Raw genomic sequence first — 19,031 nt, forward strand, 5'->3', positions numbered from 1 at the left:
GGGAGGATGACGTCAACCGCTCCCGACCTGGCCCGCCCCGCCGCCGCGAGCGGCCGGGCCGCCACCGCGGGGCGCCGGCGGGCGAGGGGGATCGGCCTGCCGGCGGCGATGGGGTTCCTGGTGGTCCTGGGCGTGGCCGTGGCGGCGCCCGGCGTGCTGGCCGGGGCGGACCCGCTGGCCGCCGACCCCCTCGCCGCGCTCGCGCCGCCCGGTCCCGGGCACTGGCTCGGCGCCGACCACCTCGGCCGTGACGTCCTGGCCAGGGTCGTCCACGGCGCCCGCCACTCCCTCAGCATCGGCGCGGTGGCCACCGCCCTGGCCGTCTCGGCGGGCGTGCTGCTCGGCCTGGCCGCCGGCCTCGCCCCCAAGTGGCTGGACGAGGCGCTGGCCCGGGCGTTCGACGTCCTGTCCACGCTGCCCGAGCTGCTGCTGGCCCTGCTCGTCGTGGCCATCACCGGCCCCGGCACCGTCAACGTGACCCTCGCGATCGCGATCGCGCAGCTCCCCAACTACGCCCGCGTGATCCGGGCCCAGACCTTCGTCGTCCGCCACGCCGGCTACGTCGAGCACGCCGTCACCTTCGGCCGCTCCCGCCTGGCCGTCACCCTCGGCCACGTGCTGCCCAACGTGCTCGGCCCGATCCCCGTCCTGGCCACCATCGGGCTCGGCACCGCCGTCATCGCCGGCTCGGGCCTCAGCTTCCTCGGCATGGGGCCGCAGCCGCCGGCCGCCGAATGGGGCGCGATGCTCTCCGAGGCCCGCAACTACCTGCGGGTCGCCTGGTGGGAGGCGCTGTTCCCGGGCCTGGCGATCACGCTCACCGTCGTCTGCCTGACCGTCGCCGGGCGGCGCCTGCAACGCCGCTTCGAGGGGAGGACCCCATGACCGCACCGATGATCGGGCACGCTCCGCCCGCCCTGGCCACCCTGGTGGCCGTCGAGGACCTGCGGGTGAGCTTCGGCGGCACCGAGGTGGTCCGCGGCGTGTCGCTGTCGGTCGCGCCCGGCGAGTGCGTGGCGGTCGTCGGCGAGTCCGGCTCCGGCAAGAGCGTCACCGCCCGCACCCTGCTCGGCCTGGCCGGGCCGGGCGCCGAGGTACGGGCCGCGGCGTTCACCGTGGACGGCCGGGACGCGCTCGCCTTCGGCCCCGGCGACTGGAGGCGGCTGCGCGGCCGCTTCGCCGGGCTCGTCCTTCAGGACGCGCTGGTCTCGCTCGACCCGCTGCGCACCGTCGGGGCCGAGATCGCCGAGGTCCTGGCCACGCACGAGGTCACCCCCCGCGCCGGCCGCGCGGCCCGGGTCCTGGAGCTGCTGGAGGCCGTGGGCGTGCCCGAGCCGGAGCTGCGCGCCCGCCAGCGGCCCCACCAGCTCTCCGGCGGGCTGCGGCAGCGCGTGCTCATCGCCTCGGCCATCGCCGCCGACCCCGGCCTGATCATCGCCGACGAGCCCACGACCGCGCTCGACGTCACCGTGCAGGCGCAGGTCCTGCGGCTGCTGGCCGCCCGCAAGGCCGCGGGGACCGCGCTGCTGCTGATCAGCCACGACCTGGCCGTGGTCGCCTCGATCGCCGACCGCATCCTCGTCATGAAGGACGGCCGGGTGGTGGAGGAGGGCCGGGCGGCGGACGTGCTGGCCGCGCCCGCCCACGACTACACCAGGTCGCTGCTGGCCGCCGTGCCGTCCGCGGCCTCGCGCGGCACCCGCCTCACCACCGGAGAGCCGCTGCCCCGGCCCGCCCCCGCCCCTGCTCTCGCTCTCGCCACGGCCACCGCCACCGGCCCCGGGTCCGGCGGGGAGGTGCTGGCCGGGAGCGGGCTCGTCCGCTCGTACGGGCCGCGCCGCGTCGTGGACGACGTCTCCTTCTCGCTGCGGCCGGGCGAGACCCTGGGCGTGGTCGGCGAGTCGGGCTCGGGCAAGACCACGCTCGCCCGCCTCGCGCTCGCCCTGCTCGACCCCGAGCACGGCGCGATCACCCTGCGCGGCGGCCCCTGGACCGGCCTGCGGGAGCGCCGCCGCCGGCCGCTGCGCCCCCGCGTCCAGCTCGTCTCCCAGAACCCCCTGGACTCCTTCGACCCCCGGCACACGGTGGGCCGCCTGGTCGCCGAGCCGCTGCGGCTGCCCCGCGCCGAGCGCCGCGCCCGCGTGCTCGACCTGCTGCGGCGCGTCGGCCTGCCGCCGGAGACCGCCGGCCGGCACCCGCGCGAGCTGTCCGGCGGGCAGCGGCAGCGCGTCGCCATCGCCCGCGCCCTCGGCCCCCGCCCCGACGTGCTCGTGTGCGACGAGCCGGTCTCGGCGCTGGACGTGTCGGTGCAGGCACAGGTGCTCGACCTGCTGGCCGAGGTCCAGGCCGAGTACGGCACCGCGATGGTGTTCATCTCGCACGACCTGGGCGTGGTCCACCACGTCGCCGACCGGGTGCTGGTCATGAAGGACGGGCGGGTGGTGGAGGAGGGCGAGGCGGAGGAGGTGTTCGCCCGGCCGCGGCACCCGTACACGCGGGCGCTGGTCGCCGCCGTGCCCCGCCTGCCCTCCAGGCCCGCCTGAGCCGGGCGGCCCCGGCCACGCCGCCGGGGCCGGAGCCGGAGCCGCCCGGGCGGGTCAGGCGGCGACCGGCGAGTACGCCTCCGCGTCGCCCGACAGCGCCTCGCTGGGCCGCCCGTCCACGCCGACCGGCACGTCACCGGCGATGGTGACCCGGTGCAGGCGGCGCGGGCGGTCGCCGAAGTCGTGCACCACCCGGTGCTGGGTGGCCCGGTTGTCCCAGACGGCGACGTCGCCGGGCGCCCACCGCCAGCGGACGGTGTTCTCCACCGCGGTGACGTGCTCCTGGATCAGCCGGATCAGCGCCGCCGAGGTGGACGGCGACAGGCCGGCCAGGCGCTTGGCGAAGTCGCCGAGCAGGATCGAGCGCTCGCCGGTCTCCGGATGCACCCGCACCACCGGGTGCTCGGTCTCGAACACCGTCGAGGTGAACACCTCGGCGTACTCGCGTGCCCGCCGGTCGCCGCCGGCCAGCCGGGCGTAGTCGTACTGGTTGGTGTGCACGGCGCGCAGCCGGTCGAGCAGGTCGCGCAGCTCGGCGGGCAGGTGCTCGTACGCGCTGACCGTGTTGGCCCAGAGCGTGTCGCCGCCCGCCTCGGGCACGGTGATCGCGCGCAGCACCGAGGCCAGCGGCGGCCGGTCCACGAACGTCACGTCGGTGTGCCAGCGGTCCACCTTGTGGCCGTTGCGGTAGTCGAGGTCGAGGATGTGGGCGTTGCCGTCGAGGGACGGCACGGTCGGGTGGGCCGCGGTCGGCTCGCCGAGCAGGCGGGCGAAGGCCACCTGGCCGTGCTCGTCGAGGTGCTCCTGGCCGCGGAAGAAGATGACCTTGTGCTGGAGGAGGGCCTGGCGGATCTCCGCGACCACGCCGGCGGGCAGGTCGCCGCCGAGGCGCACGCCGGTGACCTGGGCGCCTACGCGGCCGGTTACGGGGGCGATGGACAGGGATGACATGGGTTTCGTCCTTCCGGTAGAGGGTGGGCCTGCGGTCGGAAGGAGGGACACAGGGCGCTGGCCACGCGGCAGAAGTCCACGTGACCCCGGATGGTCAGAGCCGTGGTCGTCACGCGTCCAACGTAGATCGGGCCTACCACCAAGTCAACATATCCAGTAGGGAATACATGAAATAGGGGATGTGGCCCTGCGGCGGCCGGGGCGGGTTCGTGGGCTCGCCCCGGCGGCGCGCGCACCCCTCCAGCCTCCGCCCGTCCCGCCCTCCCGGCGGAGAGGCGAAGGGCCCGGGCCGTACGGCCGATGGTCCCGAACTTCGCGATGGCGCGGACCGGCACCCTCGGGAGGCGGCGCTCAGGTCGCCGGGGCGCGCACCATGGCGTGCAGCAGCGGCCCCATGTCGCCCACGGGCACGACGTGGTCCACGATCTCGTCCCGCGCGATCACCGCCTGCGGCATGGAGAAGTGGTCGCTGGAGGTGGCGTCGCTGGCGACGACCGTGCCGCCGAACCGGTGGACCGCGGTCGCGCCGGTCGCGCCGTCGTTGCCGTGCCCCGACAGGACCACCGCGATGGCGTCCGGGCCGCAGGCCAGCGCCAGGCTGGTCAGCAGCAGGTCGGCCGAGGGGCGGGGCGGCGGGGCCGAGCCCGCCTCGATGAGCGCGAGCCGCCACCCCGGCGTGACCAGCAGGTGGTGGCCGGAGGGCGCGACCGACACCCGGCCCGGCCGCAGCGGCTCGCGGTCCCGCGCCGCGGCGACGGGCAGGCCGGTGCGCCGGCCCAGGATGTCCGGCAGCAGGCTACGGTGCGTGGGCGAGATGTGCTGCAGCACGATGATCGCGGCGGGAGTGCCGCCCGGCAGGTCGTGCAGGACCCGCCCGGTGGCCGTCAGGCCCCCCGCCGACGACACCAGGGCGATGACCGGGAACCTTCCCGGGCCGGCGGGTGCGCGTGGCATCAGGTCCCCTCTCCTCGTACCCATCCTCCCCAACCGCCACTGCCCGGGGTAGGGCCGTTCGTCCCTGGGCGCCGCTCACCGCTCCTGCGGCGCGCCCAGGGCGGTGAGGCCGTCGCCCATCGTGGGGAGCAGGTCCAGGCCGGCTTCCCCGGCCGTGCCGAGCAGCGGCGGGACGCCCGTGACCACCAGGCGGCCGCCCGCCTCCCGGGCCTGGCCGGTGGCCGAGCGCAGGACCTCGCGCCCCGCCTCCTCCAGCGCGGTCACGCCGGCGAGGTCCACGACGAGCGCGGGCAGCGGCTGCGTGACCAGCGTGCGCATGAGGTACATCCGCACGATGTCCACCGGCGTGCCGGACAGCGGGCCGTCGAGCTGGATCAGCAGGACGCCCCCGAAGGTGCGGATCCTGATCGAGAAGTCGTCGCCTGCGGCGGGATCGGTGGGCGGCATCTCGATCGGGCTCTCCAAGGATCGGTGCGGGCGCCACCGACCGGACACCCCGGCGCACCAGCGACGACCCTAACGTTTCCAGGGTGACGGCAGCGGCCGGACCTCGGAGGAAGGCGCGCCGTCCCGAAGCCCCTCCTGAGGGCCGGGGCCTCAGAGCGCGGACGTCACCGGGGCCCGCGCCGCCGTGGACGTCCGCTCCACCAGCTCCGGCTGGAAGAGCACGTGCCGGTGCTGGTGCCCCGACGTCTGGTCGGCCTCCTCCAGCAGCATCACCGTGGCGGTGTGCCCGATCTGCTCGCGCGGCTGCCGGATCGACGACAGCGGCACCGCGGCCGCCGCGGCGAAGTCGATGTCGTCGTAACCGATGATCGCCACGTCGTCCGGCACCCGCAGGCCGCGCTGCGTCAGCTCCTGCAGCACCCCCAGCGCCACCAGGTCGTTGCCGCAGAACACCGCCGTGGGCCGGGCGCCGGGGGACAGCTCCGCGATCTCCCGGCCCGCCGTGCGCCCGGTGGCCACGTTGAGGTCGGGCAGCCGGATGACGGTCAGCCGCTCGCGCTCGCCCAGCACGCCGGCCAGCCCGTCGTGGCGGTCCTCCACCTGCCGCACGCTGAACGGCCCGGCCGCGTAGGCGATGTGCCGGTGCCCGCGGTCGAGCAGGTGCCGCCCGGCCAGCCGCCCGCCGAGCACGTCGTCCACCGCCACCGCGCAGCCGTGGCTGAGCCGGGCGGAGTTGTCGAACACCACGACCGGGATGCCGCGGGAGACCAGCCGGTCCAGCCGCTCGCGCTGCCCCCGGTCGTTGACGGGCGTGATGAGCACGCCGAGGGGCCGCTGCTCCTCCAGCTCCTCCAGCAGCCGCGCCTCCCGCTCGGCGTCCTTGCTGCTGTTGAACACCATCACGGTGAGCTTGTCGCGCTGCGCGGCGCCCTCGACCCCGCTGAGCACGTCGATGAAGAACGGGTTGGCCAGGTCGAGCGCCACCACGGCGAGCGTGCGGCTGCGCCCGGCGCGCAGCTGGCGGGCCGAGCCGTTGCGGACGTAGCCGAGCTGCGCGATCGCGGCCTGCACGCGCTGCCGGGTGTCGGGGGCCACCACGTCGGGCCTGTTGAGCACGTTGCTCACGGTGCCGACAGAGACTCCGGCGAGGCGGGCGACCTCTTTGATGCTCGACATCGTTCCTCGTGTCAGGTGGGCGGCGCGCGGACGGCATGACAACAGGAGTTGAATCGTGCCAAGCTCTTAAGTCGTCAAAAGCCTCACATCACCACCGGATCCGCCTGCCTGAGCATACCTCAGGCGGGCGCGGCGCCTGTGAAACGATTTACGCCGATCCCGCGCCGCCGCCCGGCCGTCATCGGACCGTCACCTCCTGGCGCAGCCGCAGGTCCCGGGAGGACGAGCCGACGTGGACCGCGCGCCGCCCGGCCGCGAGCACCCACCGCCCGCCGTCCCAGTACCGCAGCGCCCGCCCCGGCACCGTCACGGTGACCCGACGCCGCTCGCCGGGCGCGAGCCGGACCCGGGCGAAGCCCGCGAGCAGGCGCGGCGGCATCGGCACCGGCGGGTCCGCGGGCGGCGACACGTACACCTGCGCCACCTCCACGCCCTCCCGGCGCCCCGCGTTCGCGACGGTGAAGGCGACGCGCAGCCCCTCGCCGGAGGGCCGCACCGACAGGCCCGAGTACGCGAACCGCGTGTACGACAGCCCGTGCCCGAACGGGAACAGCGGCTCGATCCCGCGCGCGTCGTAGTGCCGGTAGCCGACGAACACCCCCTCGCCGTACAGCGCCGTCCCGCCCTTCCCCGGGTAGCGCCGCGGGTCGGCGGCCGGCGCGTCCTCCGCCCGCGCGGGGAACGTCACCGGCAGCTTCCCGCCCGGGCAGGCCGCGCCGAGCAGCAGCGCCGCGGTCGCGTCCGCGCCCTCCTGCCCCGGGTACCACATCTGCAGGACCGCCGGCACCCTCGCCAGCCACGGCATGAGCACCGGATCGCCGGTGTTGAGGACGACGGCGGTGCGCGGGTTGGCCGCCGCGACGGCCTCGATCACCGGGTCCTGCGCCTTCGGCAGCGCCAGGCCCGCCCGGTCGGCCCCTTCCGTGCCCTCGTTGAAGGCGAACACGACCGCCGCCCGCGCGCCGCGGGCCAGCGCCACCGCCTCCTCCAGCGCCTCCCGCCGCCGCCGTGGCGTGACCCAGGCCAGCCGGACCCGCAGCGGCGTCCCGGCCGTGCCGGTGGCGGTGATCCGGAGGGGGACGGGGCGCCCGCCCTCCAGCCGGACGAGGGCCCCGGCGTTGTCCAGGCCGTCCGTGGTCGCGATGAGGCTGTTGCCGCCGTCGAACAGCGCCCCGGCCGAGCCGATCCTGGTGCCGTCCACGGTCAGCGTGATCGAGCCACGGGACGACGGCGCGCCGCCCGCGCCCTGGATGCGCAGGTCGTAGTCGCCGGTCGCGGGGGCGGTGATCGTGCCGGTCCACGTCCACGCCGATCCGGCGGGCAGCGCGGCGTCGCCGGTGTGGTCCACCTGGGCGACGTTCTCCGCGCCGCCGCCCCGGCGGGTGCGCCGCAGCGACAGGGCGCTCGCCGGGACGGGCACGCCCTCCAGGTCCACGCCGGTGGCGAAGCGCACCCGCGCCTTCCGCCCCGCCCGGCGGCGCAGCGCGTCGAGCGGGGCCTCGGCCGTGGCGGGGACCACGCGGGCGCTGCCGCCCCCGCCGACCAGCGGGCCGGCCGCGGTGGGGCCGATGACGGCCAGATCCGCCAGGTCGGCGCGGTCCAGCGGCAGCAGGTCGCGCTCGTTGCGCAGCAGCACCGCGCCCGCCAGCGCGATCGCGCGCGCCGTCGCCGCCCCCGCCGCCGCGTCGTACGCCGGGCGCGGCCGGCCGCCGCCGAGCAGCCCGAACCGGTCGAGCTGGACGAGGATCCGCCGCACCGCCCGGTCCACGACGGCCTCGGCGAGGCGCCCCGAGGCGACGGCCCCGGCCAGGCCCCCGAACCGGGCCCCGGAGGGCATCTCCATGTCCAGCCCCGCGGTGATCGCGGGCACGCCGCTGCGGGTGCCGCCCCAGTCCGACATCACCCAGCCCTGGTAACGCCACTCCTCGCGCAGGATCCCGGTGAGCAGGTGCGGGTTCTGCGAGCAGTACAGGCCGTTGACGCGCGGGTAGGCCGCCATGACCGCGCCCACGCCGGCCGCCACCGCCGCCTCGAACGCCGGCAGGTAGATCTCGCGCAGCGTCCGCTCGTCCACGCGCACGTCCACGCTCTGGCGGTCGCGCTCGAAGTTGTTGGCGGCGTAGTGCTTGACCGTGGCGATCAGGCCCTCGTCCTGGATGCCGCGCACCTCGGCGGCCACCAGGGCGGCGGCCAGCACCGGGTCCTCGCCGAACGTCTCGAAGTCGCGGCCGGCCTGGGGGACGCGGACGATGTTCGTCATCGGCGCCAGCAGGACGTCCATGCCGAGGGCCCGGCCCTCCCGCCCGGCCGCCGCGCCGAAGCGCCGGGCCAGGTCCGGGGCGAACGTCGAGGCGAGCGCGACCGGCGCGGGCAGCGCGGTGGCGCGGGCGGCGACCCGCACCCCGGCCGGGCCGTCGGCCAGGCGCAGCTCGGGGATGCCGAGGCGCGGCACGCCGGGCACGTACCCGGCCTGGCCCTTGGAGGCGGGGTCGGTGGCCCCGTGCAGCAGCGAGACCTTCTCCTCCAGCGTCAGCTCGCGCAGCAGGGCGTCCACGCCGGGCCGCCCGCCGCCGTCGGCGGCGCGGGCGGCCCTGGGCAGCGTGACGAGGGCGGCGGCTCCGGCCAGCAGGCGGGCCGCGTCGCGGCGCGTCAGCGCGGGGTCGGGCGCTACGGCCATGGGACAGCTCCTTCACGAGGTGGGCTGACAGGCTCGGTTGCGCCCCGAAACATAAGGGTGCGGCGGGGGCCGGACACCGCGTTCTCCGCCGAACGGAGGACTTCCCGCCCCGACTTTTACCTTGCGCGCCCACCTCGCGCGGGGGCTACGCCCCGATGCCGGCCTCCTTGGCGGCGTCGTCGATGGCGGCCAGCTCGTCGTCGGTGAAGCCGAGGTGGTCCACGGCGGCCACGTTGGCCTCGAGCTGCTCGGGGCTGGAGGCGCCGACCAGGACGGAGGTGACGCGCGGGTCGCGCAGCGCCCAGGCCAGCGCGAGCTGCGCGACCGTCTGCCCGCGCCCGGCGGCGATGCCGGCCAGCGCCCGTACGAACGCCAGCACCTGCGGCGTCACCCGGTCGGGCGTGAGGAAGCGGCCCTCGGCGGCCCGCGAGTCGGCCGGGATGCCGTCGAGGTAGCGGTCGGTGAGCAGGCCCTGCGCCAGCGGCGAGTACACCACGCAGCCCACGCCCTCGGCCTCCAGCACGCCCAGCAGCCGCTCCTCGATGCCGCGCGCGAGCAGCGAGTACGGCGGCTGGTGCACCAGCAGCGGGGTGCCGAGCCCGCGCAGCAGCCGGGAGATCTCGGCGGTGCGCTCGGGGGAGAAGTTGGACACGCCGACGTAGAGGGCGCGGCCGGTGCGCACCATGTGGTCGAGCGTGGCCGCCTGCTCCTCCAGCGGCGTCTCCTCGTCGTCGCGGTGCAGGTAGAAGATGTCCACGTGGTCGAGGCCGAGTCTGGCCAGCGAGCGGTCCAGCGTGGCCAGCAGGTGCTTGCGGGAGTTGCCCTTGCCGTACGGGCCGTCCCACATGGGGTTGCTGCCCTTGGTGGTGACGACGACCTCGTCACGCAGCGACGCCGGGAAGATCCGGCCGAACGCGGCCTCGGCGGCGCCGAGCGGCGGGCCGTACCGGTCGGCGATGTCGAAGTGGGTGATCCCCAGGTCCAGTGCCTTGTGCAGGATCGCGCGCTGGCTCTCGACGGGCTTGCCCTCGCCGAAGTTGTGCCACAGGCCCAGCGAGACGGCGGGGAGCAGGAGCCCGCTGCGGCCGCACCTGCGGTACGGCTGGCGTTCGTAGTCCAAGGTGACCTTCCGCATGATCGCGATGAAACGTTTTACCGGCTACGTTAGCGCATCCGTCCCTTTTGTACCGATCTATGCAGAACGGGCCGTCCAGGGCCCTGACCAGCGGACTCCAAGTGACTCACAAGCCCGTTCCACCACCATGAGTCCCTTTCGCGCCATCGTCGTCAAGAAAGGGAACCCCCTCGATGAGAAGGACGGCGCTGCTGCTGGGCACCGCGTCGCTCGGCAGCCTGCTGGCCGCCCCTCCCGCGCTCGCCGCCCCCGCCGCCGCCGCCAAGCCGGCCGTGATCAGGACGGCCGTCGCCAAGGCGAAGGCGAGCTCCGCCGGGAAGACCGGCACCTGCCCCACCACCGTCGGCTTCTCCGCCGCCTCCTCGGCGGGAAGTCGCTGTCGGCCAAGGCCCGGTTCTAGGTCACCTGCGACGGCGGCCCCGTCGTGTACGACCCCGCGCACTCGCTGCCCGCCGGGCCCGGCGCGCCGCTGACCGCCTCCGCCCACGTCACCGCGAGCCCGGCCGCCCACCGCGGCGCCTGCCCCGCGACCTTGACGTTCACGGCCACCATCCAGGTCTCGCGCACGCCCGCCGAGGTCGCCTACCGCTGGATCGACAGCGCCACCGGCGAGGGCCGGGCCGCGTCGCTGGCCTTCGCCGCGGGCGGCCCGCGGGTCAAGCGGGTCAGGCTGCCGCTGACGGCGGGCGGCTCCACGAGCGGCTGGAAGGCCGTCCGGCTGCTGACGCCCGGGCACGACTCGGGGCGCGCCGCCTACGCCGTCCGCTGCCGCGCCGGCGGGCCGTCACCGCGCCCCACCCGCACGCCGACGACCACCCCCACCACCAGGCCGCCGCCCGCGCAGCCGCCGGTCCCGCGGATCGCCGAGCTGACCCCCGGGGACTACGAGGGAAGCTGCCTGGAGCCCGTCGCCTACCAGGCCACCGGCCGCCACCCGTTCCTTCACCTTCGCCTGCGCGGCCGAGGGCGGCGACGCCCAGCTCTCCTTCCAGTACCTGCTGGCCCCCGTCCACCACGGCGAGTGCGACGGCACCTCCTTCTCGCTCGGCGCCGAGGCCCTGGTGATGACCGACCGCGCCGCCGAGGTCAAGTACCGCCTCGTCGTGGACGGCAGGGCCGGCGCCCTGCGCACCGCGCAGCTCCAGCCGGGCGTCAGGAGCAAGCTCGGCGACTTCTGGTACACCAACGCCAGGGCGAGCGGCAGCGGCGTGGTCCGCGTGGAGATCCTCAACCACAACCGGCCCGCCAACCAGGCGGCCTACTCCTGGACGTGCGCCCCGGCCGATCCGTCGGCCACGCCGGTGCGGGTCAGCGAGCTGCGGCCGCAGGCGTACTACGGCGACTGCGCGGAGGCGCCCTACCTCGGGGCGCACGCCAGGCTCAGCGCCCCCGCGGGAACGGAGATCACCTACCGCTGGGTGGTGGACGGCGCGGTGCTCGGCCAGTACACGCACACCGTCCCGGACAGCGGCGTCCTGGCCCTGCAGTCCTCGAACTGGTCCCGCCCGGCCAGGACCGACGGCACGGTGCGGATCGAGGTGCTGACGCAGAACAAGCCGTCCGCCGAGGCGGTCTACCCCGTCCACTGCGGGGGCTGACCCCGGGAGCGGCGCGCCCGGTTACTTCCAGGTGGCGGTGACGGTCGAGGCGGCCGAGCCGGTGCTGTGGGTCCGGTTCGCGCCGCTCTCCCAGGTCACGTTGCCGCCGCCGTCCTTCTTGATGAACTTGTACTCGAAGGTGGTGTTCGCGGGCAGCGTGACCGTCGCGCTCCACACCGGGTAGGCCGCCGGGGGCAGCGGGACCGCCCTGGCGGGGTCCCAGCCGCCGAGCGCGGCGAGGGAGCCGGCGAGGAAGACGTTCGTGCCCCAGGTGGTCGTCGCGGTGACGTCGAAGGTCACCGCGACCTGCGCGGACGGCGTCCCGGCGAGGATCGCGACCGCGCCCCCCGCGGGCACGGTCACCGTGGCCCGGCCGGCGGAGTCCACGGTGACCAGGCCGCCGCCGGCCAGGTCGGCGTAGGTGCCGGCGGACAGGCCGGTGGCGAAGGTGCCGGTGTGGGCGCCGCCGCCGTTGTTGAGCGCGGTCCAGCCCGTGGCGCCGCGGCCGAAGGCGATGACGTTCGCGCCGGGGGAGCTCCAGTTGGCGACCGGCGTGCCCCTGACGGCGTTGTGGAAGCGCACCAGGCCCTCGACCGCCGGGTCGCGGTGCAGGCACTGCCAGCCGGCGCCGCACACCGCGTCGGTGACGAACCCGCCGGAGTGCGGCGGCCCGGCCTCGCGGTCGCTCCAGGTGAAGCCGTCGTACACCTGGGGCGTGCCGTAGTCCCAGGCGAGCTGGAAGAGCGTGGCCAGCCGGTACGCCGCCCCGTCCTTGTAGCTGAGCGTGCCGCCGCCGCGCTCGGTGTCGTGGTTGGCCACGAACGTGACCGCCTTGCCCGACGGCTGCATGCCGGCCCACGACGCGCCGAACGTGCGCAGGTCCGCGATGGCGCCGCCGGCGAACTTCTCGCGCAGGTAGCGCCCGTACTGGAACTCCAGCACGTCGCCGAGCCCGGTGTACTGGCCGGGCTGGACCGCCTCGCCGGAGCCGTAGATGACCTCCTGGTAGATGTAGGGCGAGCCGTTCAGCCGGCCGTAGATGTCGGCCAGGTCGGCGGGGGCGATGTGCTTGGCCGCGTCGATCCTGAACCCGTCCACGCCGAGGGAGACGAGCTTGTTCAGGTAGCCCGCGACGGCCCCGCGGACGTAGCCGTCCTCGGTCTCCAGGTCGGCCAGGCCGACCAGCTCGCAGTTCTGCACGTTGCGGGCGCTGCCGGTGTAGTCGCCGTCGTGGACGAGGTTGTCGCTGTTGCCGCAGTCCTCGGCGTAGTAGTGGAAGTCGGCCGGGGAGTACAGGCCGGGGTAGGCGTACTTGGTGAACGTCCGGCCGCCGTAGCTGGTGCTGCCCTGGCCGGTCATGTGGTTGACGACGGCGTCGGCGTAGACCTTCACGCCGGCGTCGTGGCAGGCCCTGACCATCGCGGCGAACTGGCTCTCGTCGCCGAGCTTGCTGGTCAGCGTGTAGCCGGCGGGCTGGTAGACGTCCCACCAGACCGCGCCGCCCTTGGTGAGGGAGTCCTGGGGCGGGGCGACCTGGACGCCGCCGTAGCCGGCCGGGCCGAGGTGGCCGGCGCACTCGCGGGCGACGGAGTTCCAGTTCCAGCTCCAGAGGTTGGCGATGACGTCCTTGCCGCCGCCGGGCGGCGCGGCCGCGCGGGCGGGGGACTGGCCGGCGGTCAGGAGGCCGGTGGCCAGCAGCCCGGCGGCGAGGGTCCGGTAGATTCTCATCGTGCACTCTCCGTGGGGGTGTACGAGGGATGTGATCCCTGGCCGGGCCCGGGTGTCGCCACACCCGGGCCCGGCGCGTTCCGAGGGACGTTGCCCGGACGGTACCCACGGACCCGACGGCGTGCAATGGTTTCGTGAAAGTTTCTGAAAGGTGTCAGGCCCTCAGGTGGAGCGTCGCCGGGTCCACCGCGTGCCGCAGCGGGCGGCCCGCCGCGACGGCGGCCACCTCCGCCACCGCCCCGGCCGCCAGCCGGTGCAGCTCGGTGCCTGTCGATCCGGCCAGGTGCGGGGTGAGCAGCACCCCGGGCAGGTCGAACAGGGCGTCGTCCGGCTCGATCACGTCCAGCACCGCGTGGATGCGGCCGTCCGCCACCGCCCTGGCGAGCGCGTCCTGGTCCACCAGCGACGGCCGGGCGGTGTTGATCAGCGTCGCCCCCGGCCGCATCAGCGCCAGCTCGGCGGCCCCCACCAGGTGCCGGGTCTCGGGCAGCGCGGGCGCGTGCACGGTGACCACGTCGCCGCGCGCCATCAGCTCCGGCAGCTCCACCAGCTCGGCGCCCAGCCCCTCGGCGGTGGCCAGGGTCGGGTCGTACAGCAGGGTCCGCAGGTCGAACGGGCGCAGCAGCTCCAGCAGGCGGCGGCCGACCGCCGAGGCGCCGATCACGCCCACCGTGCGGCCCGCGTTGCCGCCCGCCGACAGGATCGTCTCCAGGCCGGGCGGCCGGCGGTCGGCGGTGTAGGCCCGCGACAGCTGCCACACCTGCTTGTTCGCCAGCAGGATCATCGCCAGCGTGTACTCCGCCACCGGCACGGCGTTGGCCGCCGCCTGCGAGCTGACCTGGACGCCGCGCGCGAACACCTCCGGCCCGGCCAGCCCCTTCACCGTGCCGGCCGTGTGCACCACGTACCGCAGCCGCGGCGCGGCCGCCAGGGCGCGGGCGTCCAGCGGGGGAGCGCCCCAGCCGGTGATCAGGATCTCGGCCCGCGCCAGCTCCGGCCCCGCGTACCGGGTCAGGACCAGCCCGGGATCGATCTCGACGTGCCGGCGCAGCTCGGCCAGCAGCTCGTCGGTGAAGAAGCGGGCGGCCAGCGAGGGCGGGTCGAAGACGAAGATCGCGAACATGGGCCCATGATCCCAGGGGCGGCGGCTCAGTGGAGCTGGACGCCGATCAGGCAGGTGTCGTCGTCGGTGTCGGAGTTGCAGTGGATGAGCAGGTCGTCCAGGCGGTGGTCCAGAGTGGTGGCCGTGCGGGTGGCGATGGTGAGCAGACGGTCCTGGGCGTGGCGGAGGTTGTGGTCGCGCCGCTCGATGAGGCCGTCGGTGTAGAGCAGCAGCGTGTCCTCGGCCCGCAGCTGCAGCCGCCCCTCCTCGTACGCGGCGTCCGTGAACGCCCCCAGCAGCGGCCCCTTGAGCATCGGCAGCTCCGAGCCGCCGTCCTCGCGCAGCAGGATCGGCGGCAGGTGCCCGGCCCTGGCCCAGGACATGACGCGGCTGGCCGGGTCGTACAGGCCGCACACCGCCGTGGCGGTCATGCGGCCGGCCATGTGGTGGGCGACCGTGTTGAGCCACTCCAGGAGCCGGGCCGGCCCCGCCCCGGTGGCGGCCAGGCCGCGCAGCGCGTTGCGCAGCACCACCATGCCGGTGGCCGCCTCGACCCCGTGCCCGGCGACGTCCCCGACCGCCAGCAGGATGCGCTGGGACGGCAGCCCGACCACGTCGTACCAGTCGCCCCCGACCAGGTGGTCCTTCTGCGCGGGCCGGTAACGGACGGCGATGTGCAGGTCCGCGGCGTTCACCGTGCCGTGTGACGGCGGCATGATCGCGTGCTGGAGCTGCAACGCCAGCCGGTTGCGCTCGGCCGACTGCTGCTCGGTGTGGGCGAGCTGGTCGCGGGTGACGGACAGCGCCACCTCCGTCCAGTGCTGGGAGGAGATGTCCTGGTAGGCCCCCCGCACCGCCATGAGCCGCCCGTCCGGCCCGAACACCGGCTCGGCCACCACCCGCATGTGCCGGGCCATGCCGTCCGGCCGCCGCAGCCGGAACGCGGCGGCGGCGATGCGCCGGTGGTGCAGCACGGTCCGCAGGAAACGGCCGACGGTGACCTCGTCGTCGGGATGGGCGTGGTCGCGCAGCCGCTCCAGCGGCACCGGCGGCTCGCCCGGCGGCAGGCCGTACAGCGAGTAGAGCTGGGCGTTCCAGGTGATCTCGCCGGTGACCGCGCTCTCCTCGAACCCGCCGATGCGGCCGAGCCGCTGCGCGTGCTCCAGCAGCCCGGCCATGCGGGCGTCCTCGTCGTGGTCGCGCCACACCAGCAGCACGCCGTCGCCGTGCCGGGTGATGCCGACGTCGGCCACGCCCGTCACGCTCAGCGCCAGCGGCATGCGCTCCGAGCGGAACGGCTCGCCGGTCGCGTGCACGTGCTCGATCCGCCCGAACAGCCCGCCCGCCGCCAGCGGGAACGCCTCCAGCAGCAGCCCTCCGGCCTTGAACGGGTACGCCTCCAGCGCCGGCGCCCCCGCCAGCCGCCGGTTGACGTGCTGCACCCGGAAGTCGGCCGGCGTGCCCCGCTCGTCCAGGTGGGCCCGCAGCACCAGCGCCGGGTCGGGCAGCGTGTCGGCCAGGTCGGCCAGCTCCCTCAGGGCCCGCGCCGGCCGCCCGGGCGGCGCGGGCGGCGCCGCCAGCGTGTGCGCGCACAGCTCGGCCAGCGCCTCGATCTGCCGCTCGATCCGGGGCGGCGCCTCCGGCAGCGCGCGCGGCCAGCACAGCTCCAGCACGCCCAGCATCCGCCCGCCCGCGACCATCGGCGCGGTGACCCGGCCGCCGGGGGCCGCGCGGTGGCGGCCGATCGACGGCAGGGCGCCGTCGGCGTGCCAGATCGTGCGCCGCTCGGCCAGCGAGCGCCCGGCCGTGGTCGCCACGCCGGGCGGCACGTGCTGCCAGCCCCTGGCCTCCTCCGGGCCGAAGCCGGCGTACCCGGCCAGCGACAGCGAGGCGTCCGGCCCGGCCGCCCACACCGCCACCGCCGTCGCGCCCAGCGGCGGCAGCGCGTGCTCCAGCAGGGAGCACGCCACCACCTGGGTGTCGGTGGCGCCGAGCGCGGCGCTCTCGGCGGCCCGCAGCGGCACCGACACCTCCGGCTCCGCCTGCGCGGCCTGGCTGATGCGGTCGCGGGCGGCCTGGTTGACCACGTCGGCGGCCAGCTCGACCTGCGGCACGCCGCTCCTTTGCGCCAGCGTGGCGAGCTGCTCGGCCGCCTGGGCGGGCCCGCAGCGCAGCCGCTCGACCAGCACGCCCTTGGCCAGCTCGATGAGCGCGCGGTCGTCGGCGGCACGGCGGGAGGCCGCCAGCTCGCGCCGCAGCCGCTCGACGGTCGCGGCCAGCCTGCCGAGACCGCTCCCGTCCGTGCTCCCGTCCGTGCTCCCATCCGTGCTCCCGTCCGCGCTGCCTTGCGGGCCGGCTTGTGGGCCGGGTTCCGGGGCGGCGTCCGGGCCGTCGTCCACGCTGTCGTCCACGCCGCTGTCGTCCACGCTGTTCCTCACCCTGTCGTCCGTCTTCCTCACGAGGTGGCGGCCGGGGCCAGCCAGTGCTGGATGCGGTCGATGAGATGGTCGGCGTCCACCGGCTTGGTGACGTAGTCGCTCGCCCCGGCGGCCAGGCTCTTCTCCTGGTCGCCGGGCATGGCCTTGGCGGTGACCGCGATGATCGGCAGGTCGGCGTACCGGGCCATCGACCTGATCGTCTCGGTCGCGGCGTAGCCGTCCATCTCCGGCATCATCACGTCCATCAGGATCAGGTCGGTCTCGGGGTGGGCGGTCAGGGTGTCGATGCCCTTGCGGCCGTTCTCGGCGTGCAGCACGTTGACGCCGTGGATCTCCAGCATGCTGGTGAGCGCGAACAGGTTGCGGGCGTCGTCGTCGATCACCAGCACCGTGCGGCCGGCCAGCGTGTTGTCGATCTCCCGGCCGGCCGCCGCCTCGACCGTTCCCGGCCGCGCCAGCGGCACCACGTCGCCGGGCTGGGCGGCCGTCAGGTGCAGGGCGACGCGCTCGCGCAGCTCGTCCAGGCTGGACAGTAGCTCCAGCGGCTGGTTGGCCAGGCGGGCCTCGTGCCGCGGGTGCGCGCGCCAGTTGTTGTAGGCCAGCACCGGCGTCCCCTGCAGGCGCGGGTCGCCGTCCATGCTCTCCAGCAGCCGGTACGCCGCCAGCTCGGGCAGGTCGAGGTCGAGCACCACGCAGTGGCAGCGCTCGTCGGCCAGCAGCCGCCGCGCCTCCTCGGCCCCGGCCGCCGTGACCAGCTCGAACGGGCCGCCGCCCGCCCCCTGCGCGCCGGCCAGGTCGCCCATGACGCTCTCGGCCACCAGCGCCAGCAGCCCGTGCCGCCGCTCCTCGACGACCACGAGCCGGCGCCGCCCCACGGGCGCCCCCACCTCGACCGGCGGCGACTCGCCCGCCTCCGGGCCGGGCACGGCGTCGAAGCCCGGCCGCGCCACCGGCAGGTACAGCGTGAACACGCTGCCCTGGCCCGGCGTGCTCTGCACGGTGACGGCCCCGCCGAGCAGGTAGGCGATCTCGCGGGAGATCGACAGGCCGAGCCCGGTGCCGCCGTACTTGCGGCTGGTGGTGCCGTCGGCCTGCTGGAACGCCCCGAAGATCACTTCGAGCTGCTGCTCGGGAATGCCGACACCGGTGTCCACCACGCGCAGCGCGAGGGCCGGGCCGTTGGCCCGCACCGCGAGGGGCAGCTCGGCGGCCGAGGCCGGCTCGATGCGCAGCTCGACGCCGCCGGTCTCGGTGAACTTGACCGCGTTGGACAGCAGGTTGCGCAGCACCTGGCGCAGCCGCGAGTCGTCGGTCAGCAGCTCGGCCGGCACGCCCGGCGCCGTGGTGATCCGGAAGTCCAGGCTCTTCTGGCCGGTCATCGGCCGGAAGGTGGCCTCGACGTAGTCGAGCAGGCGGCGCAGCGGCACCCACTCGGGGTTGACGTCCATCTTGCCCGCCTCGACCTTCGACAGGTCGAGGATGTCGTTGATGAGCTGCAGCAGGTCCGAGCCGGCCGAGTGGATGATCCCGGCGTACTCGACCTGCTTCGGGGTCAGGTTGCGCGTGTGGTTCTGGGCCAGGAGCTGGGCCAGGATGAGCAGCGAGTTGAGCGGCGTGCGCAGCTCGTGGCTCATGTTGGCCAGGAACTCGCTCTTGTAGGTGGAGGCCAGCGAGAGCTGGTGCGCCCGCGTCTCCAACTCCTGCCTGGCCTGCTCGATCTCCAGGTTCTTGGCCTCGATGTCCTGGTTCTGGCTGGCCAGCAGGCGGGCCTTCTCCTCCAGCTCGGCGTTGGAGCGCTGCAGCTCCTCCTGCTGGCTCTGCAGCTCCTCCGAGCGGGCCTGCAGCTCGGCGGCCAGCCGCTGGGACTCCTTCAGCAGCTCGTCGGTACGCGCGTTGGCCACGATCGTGTTGAGGTTGACCCCGATCGTCTCCATGAGCTGTTCCAGGAACGCCCGGTGCACGGGCGTGAACTCCTGCACCGAGGCCAGCTCGATCACGCCGAGCACCTGCTCCTCGACCATGATCGGCAGCACGATCACCGAGGCCGGGTCGGTGCTGCCGAGGCCGGAGGAGATGGTGATGTAGCCGTTCGGCAGGCGGCTCATGGCGATCGTGCGGCGGCTGCGGGCGGCCTGCCCGACCAGGGCCTCGCCCAGCCGGAAGCGGACCGGCCTGCTGGGGTCGGCGGGGTAGCCGTAGGCGCTGATCAGCTTCAGCTCGCTCTCCTCGGCCAGGAAGAACGCGCCGTACTGGGCCGACACCAGCGGCGCCAGCTCGTTCAT

Annotated in this window: 14 protein-coding genes; 3 read left to right on the plus strand and 11 right to left on the minus strand. The window is 75.2% G+C overall.

From position 1 onward, the window contains the following. The first annotated feature begins 6 nt into the window (after positions 1 to 6). Together AB0H75_RS47545 and AB0H75_RS47550 are read left to right on the plus strand one after the other, a co-directional pair. Positions 7 to 885, plus strand: a complete 879-nt coding sequence (locus AB0H75_RS47545; protein ID WP_367808187.1) for an ABC transporter permease — start codon at positions 7 to 9, stop codon at positions 883 to 885. Continuing rightward, complete coding sequence (locus tag AB0H75_RS47550) at positions 882 to 2,543, plus strand: dipeptide ABC transporter ATP-binding protein (RefSeq protein ID WP_367808189.1); 1,662 nt, start codon at positions 882 to 884, stop codon at positions 2,541 to 2,543. Before AB0H75_RS47545 ends, AB0H75_RS47550 begins: the two co-directional genes overlap by 4 nt. Before the next feature lie 54 nt (positions 2,544 to 2,597). Here the strand turns inward: AB0H75_RS47550 and AB0H75_RS47555 are convergent, their stop codons facing one another. The 7 genes from AB0H75_RS47555 to AB0H75_RS47585 form a co-directional block, all read right to left on the minus strand. After that, entirely contained in the window at positions 2,598 to 3,494 is an 897-nt protein-coding gene (locus AB0H75_RS47555) for a TauD/TfdA dioxygenase family protein (RefSeq protein ID WP_367808191.1), read from the minus strand. A gap of 351 nt (positions 3,495 to 3,845) precedes the next feature. Next, entirely contained in the window at positions 3,846 to 4,448 is a 603-nt protein-coding gene (locus AB0H75_RS47560; RefSeq protein WP_367808193.1) for a chemotaxis protein CheB, read from the minus strand. A 75-nt stretch (positions 4,449 to 4,523) separates the two neighbouring features. Further along, positions 4,524 to 4,895, minus strand: a complete 372-nt coding sequence (locus AB0H75_RS47565; protein ID WP_367808195.1) for an STAS domain-containing protein — start codon at positions 4,893 to 4,895, stop codon at positions 4,524 to 4,526. 150 nt (positions 4,896 to 5,045) lie between these two features. Further along, complete coding sequence (locus AB0H75_RS47570; protein WP_367808197.1) at positions 5,046 to 6,071, minus strand: LacI family DNA-binding transcriptional regulator; 1,026 nt, start codon at positions 6,069 to 6,071, stop codon at positions 5,046 to 5,048. A gap of 178 nt (positions 6,072 to 6,249) precedes the next feature. Beyond that, positions 6,250 to 8,748 carry a glycoside hydrolase family 3 protein gene (locus tag AB0H75_RS47575; RefSeq protein ID WP_367808199.1) on the minus strand — a complete coding sequence of 833 codons (2,499 nt, stop codon included), beginning with the start codon at positions 8,746 to 8,748 and terminating at the stop codon, positions 6,250 to 6,252. Positions 8,749 to 8,893: 145 nt separating this feature from the next. Then, positions 8,894 to 9,883 carry an aldo/keto reductase gene (locus AB0H75_RS47580; protein WP_367808201.1) on the minus strand — a complete coding sequence of 330 codons (990 nt, stop codon included), beginning with the start codon at positions 9,881 to 9,883 and terminating at the stop codon, positions 8,894 to 8,896. A gap of 396 nt (positions 9,884 to 10,279) precedes the next feature. Beyond that, entirely contained in the window at positions 10,280 to 10,450 is a 171-nt protein-coding gene (locus AB0H75_RS47585) for a hypothetical protein (protein ID WP_367808203.1), read from the minus strand. Positions 10,451 to 10,947: 497 nt separating this feature from the next. On the opposite strand from AB0H75_RS47585, the gene AB0H75_RS47590 reads away from it, so the two are divergent. Further along, positions 10,948 to 11,481 (plus strand): hypothetical protein, encoded by a 534-nt coding sequence (locus AB0H75_RS47590; protein ID WP_367808205.1) that lies wholly within the window; start codon positions 10,948 to 10,950, stop codon positions 11,479 to 11,481. A gap of 21 nt (positions 11,482 to 11,502) precedes the next feature. Here AB0H75_RS47590 and AB0H75_RS47595 read toward each other — a convergent pair whose 3' ends face one another. The 4 genes from AB0H75_RS47595 to AB0H75_RS47610 all read right to left on the minus strand — a co-directional run. Next, the gene (locus AB0H75_RS47595; protein WP_367808207.1) at positions 11,503 to 13,209 is read right to left on the minus strand and encodes a carbohydrate-binding module family 20 domain-containing protein; all 1,707 of its coding nucleotides are present in this window, start codon (positions 13,207 to 13,209) and stop codon (positions 11,503 to 11,505) included. A gap of 154 nt (positions 13,210 to 13,363) precedes the next feature. After that, positions 13,364 to 14,332 carry a hydroxyacid dehydrogenase gene (locus AB0H75_RS47600; protein ID WP_367808209.1) on the minus strand — a complete coding sequence of 323 codons (969 nt, stop codon included), beginning with the start codon at positions 14,330 to 14,332 and terminating at the stop codon, positions 13,364 to 13,366. A 26-nt stretch (positions 14,333 to 14,358) separates the two neighbouring features. Further along, the gene (locus AB0H75_RS47605) at positions 14,359 to 16,749 is read right to left on the minus strand and encodes a SpoIIE family protein phosphatase (RefSeq protein WP_367808211.1); all 2,391 of its coding nucleotides are present in this window, start codon (positions 16,747 to 16,749) and stop codon (positions 14,359 to 14,361) included. Between the two features lie 17 nt (positions 16,750 to 16,766). Next, a partial coding sequence (locus AB0H75_RS47610; RefSeq protein ID WP_367808213.1) for a response regulator occupies positions 16,767 to 19,031 on the minus strand: 2,265 nt, incomplete at its 5' end.

The organism is Nonomuraea sp. NPDC050783 (assembly GCF_040802095.1).
Taxonomy (GTDB): domain Bacteria; phylum Actinomycetota; class Actinomycetes; order Streptosporangiales; family Streptosporangiaceae; genus Nonomuraea.